2 protein-coding genes and 2 pseudogenes are annotated in these 2,609 nt (G+C 32.7%); all 4 read right to left on the reverse strand.

Annotation, left to right across the window (positions count from 1 at the left end):
• Positions 1 to 734 (reverse strand): annotated as a pseudogene (locus tag NK213_RS19650) (hypothetical protein); the annotation flags it as partial.
• Positions 735 to 1,331: a hypothetical protein gene (locus NK213_RS19655; RefSeq protein WP_253352495.1), complete on the reverse strand. Its 597-nt coding sequence runs from the start codon at positions 1,329 to 1,331 to the stop codon at positions 735 to 737.
• The gene (locus tag NK213_RS19660; protein WP_253352497.1) at positions 1,331 to 1,939 is read right to left on the reverse strand and encodes a hypothetical protein; all 609 of its coding nucleotides are present in this window, start codon (positions 1,937 to 1,939) and stop codon (positions 1,331 to 1,333) included. Before NK213_RS19660 ends, NK213_RS19655 begins: the two co-directional genes overlap by 1 nt.
• 280 nt (positions 1,940 to 2,219) lie before the next feature.
• Positions 2,220 to 2,609, reverse strand: a pseudogene (locus NK213_RS19665) (hypothetical protein); the annotation flags it as partial.

The following is a 2,609-nucleotide window of genomic DNA, read 5'->3' on the forward strand; positions in this document are numbered from 1 at the left end:
GAATTTGTTATACTTCCTATTGCTGTTGAGTGTGTACTATCATATCTTCCGTCAGGTAATTTACTTAATACTACATCTAATACTCTGCTTGTTACCGCTTTTCTGGTAATTCCCAGTTTATGTGGAATTATGAAACTGAATTCTTTATTTACAGGTATTCTTATATTATTTCCATATACTTTCAGTATCATTGCTCCTAACTCACTATTTGTATTAGATAATTCATTTTTTATACTTTCAAGGTCTGTCGGGTCACTTATTCCTACTTTAGCTAAAAGATTTTTTATCGGTGTCTGATCTGACGATGACAGTTTATTGTAGTTATCTAATGTAAGTGCTCCCAATTTGTCCAGTTCTTCCTGAGGTACTTCAAATTTATAGAATACATAAGCATTTGACATTGCATCCATTAATGTATAATATCCTTTTGAACCTTCCCCTCCTGTTCCGCCATTCTCCAGCTCCGTTACTCTATTTCCAATATTTGCTATATCTTTTTTTACTTCAATTACATCACTTTCAATATTACTTACACTTTCATTTATGTTTTCTATTTCAGAATCTCTTTTTACCAATTCTATATCTACTCTTCCGGCAAGTTCCAGGGCTTTTGTTCTTTCAAGCCTGTCAAGTTCATAAAAATCTTTTACTTTTATTATTGCTTCATCATCAAAATTTGCTGTTGATACGTCTCCTATTGTAAATCCTTTATTTAAATCATCCTTTATACTCATTTAGTCCTCCTCTATTGCTATAAAGTTTACCAGTAATTCTTTATATTCTGCTGGCTGTGTAAATATCACTATATCCATAAGTTTCCCTCCATATACTGTTCCTGATTGCTGAATAACTACTGAGCCATTTTGTTGTGTCGGATTAAAATATGTTCCCTGATAACCTGCTATTCTGTTATTCCTATCTCCATGCTTTTCCAGAAATAAATTCCCATTTGCATATGCTTTATGCGTTCCCTCTATACCAAATGTCCCATTATTGTGATACGTATAACTTACTCCATAAAATAGGCCATTGTATAAGGTTATCCATTCTTGTGACGGGTTTACAGCTATTTCTGGTATTCTTATAGCTGTTGTGTAATCATATCCTACAAGCCTACAAACTATTTGGTATCTATTATTACCAAGTGGAATAGCTTCTGCATAATATCTCATTTTGTTAAAATCAGGCAAATAACTGTACATTGTAAGAAATACCTTCTCATTTTCCCAAGGCATACCGTTTGTATAATTTTTTAAGTCCAAAATCATTCCACTTTGTATTGTTCCCTCAGTAAATTTTTTTATTTGACTAAACACTACCCATTGACCCATTATTCCACCTCATACGCTATTACATTTGTTGTTCCATTTATTTCTTCCTCTACTCCATAAAATCTATAAAAACTTATATCTGCTGTGGTTGTTGTCATAACCTGACCACTTGTTGGTATTAGCTGTACTTCTAAAGTTGCATTAAATCCATCTGAGGGCGGTATTTTTAGAGTTCCTGTTATCAAGAAAGAAGCATTATTTGATATTTGATTTATTACCCAGTACTGGCTATTTAAAAGTACAAGTACCTGAAGGGGAGGAACACAATTTTTTACTGTGATATTTATTGTAACCCCTGCTAAGTTTGGTTCATTAAGCAGAGTATGAACCTGTCCAAATAGATTATACGGAATATGATAATAATTCGGTGTGTTATTTAACCGCACTCTTTTTTTTAATATTCTTGTATAGTAAGTATCATGACCGGTTCTTATGTTCTGCACTTCTACACTATAAGTATCATATCCCTGTTCCATATTTATTATTCCTGTTTTCAAAATATGATTTCCCCAGGCTATTTTCTGAGTATAATCCGATAACTTGAATACTGTATTTGTAGGAATTGTGATTACTTTTGCCTTTCTTATTACTTTTTTATCTTTCCACATAAATGCACCTACTTAGTTATATTCATATATTTCATAGTCAAATTTAGCATTACAATTTATAGCCGTTATATCATAAACATTTTTCCCATTTACAGACCTTTTTGTATACCATACAACTCCTTCTGCAGGTTGTGTAGTTTCTATCATCAATGGTGATATTATTATGCTTGAATTTGAATAATCAGTATAAACTGTATAAACTTGATTTTCTTTTAAAGATATTGGTGTTGTACTTCTTTGGGATATACTTATTATTCCTATCTGAACCCATGCATTTAAGCTAGGGAGACCACTCAGCGAATTTTATAACACCACCCTGAATAAGGGTTAGTTTTGTTGAATTACTATCCGTTGTCCCATTGTATACCGCAAGCCCTGCACCACTGAATATATTCATCATTCCTACTACTGAAAGTGTATTCCCGTTCAATAATTTTACTTCTATTCCCCCAGAAGCATTTTTTTGAATAGCGTCTCCTGCTCCGAATATTATTTTATCTGTTGTTATTGTATTTGCTTTGACATGTTTAGCTTCAATTTGATTTGCTGCTATATGTCTTGCGAGGATATTATCAGCCGATATATTCTTGGCATAAACTGTTCCCAGTATTAACTTTTTACTTCCTGTATCAACAACTATTGTATCTCCGTCTACTCCTATTTGTTCTCC

Origin of the sequence: Sebaldella sp. S0638 (assembly GCF_024158605.1) — a bacterium.
GTDB lineage: Bacteria > Fusobacteriota > Fusobacteriia > Fusobacteriales > Leptotrichiaceae > Sebaldella.

Bases quoted from the DNA above. Each gene is read 5' to 3' on its own strand.
- NK213_RS19655 (WP_253352495.1), bottom strand. From the start codon at position 1,331: ATGGGTCAATGGGTAGTGTTTAGTCAAATAAAAAAATTTACTGAGGGA.
- NK213_RS19660 (WP_253352497.1), bottom strand. From the start codon at position 1,939: ATGTGGAAAGATAAAAAAGTAATAAGAAAGGCAAAAGTAATCACAATT.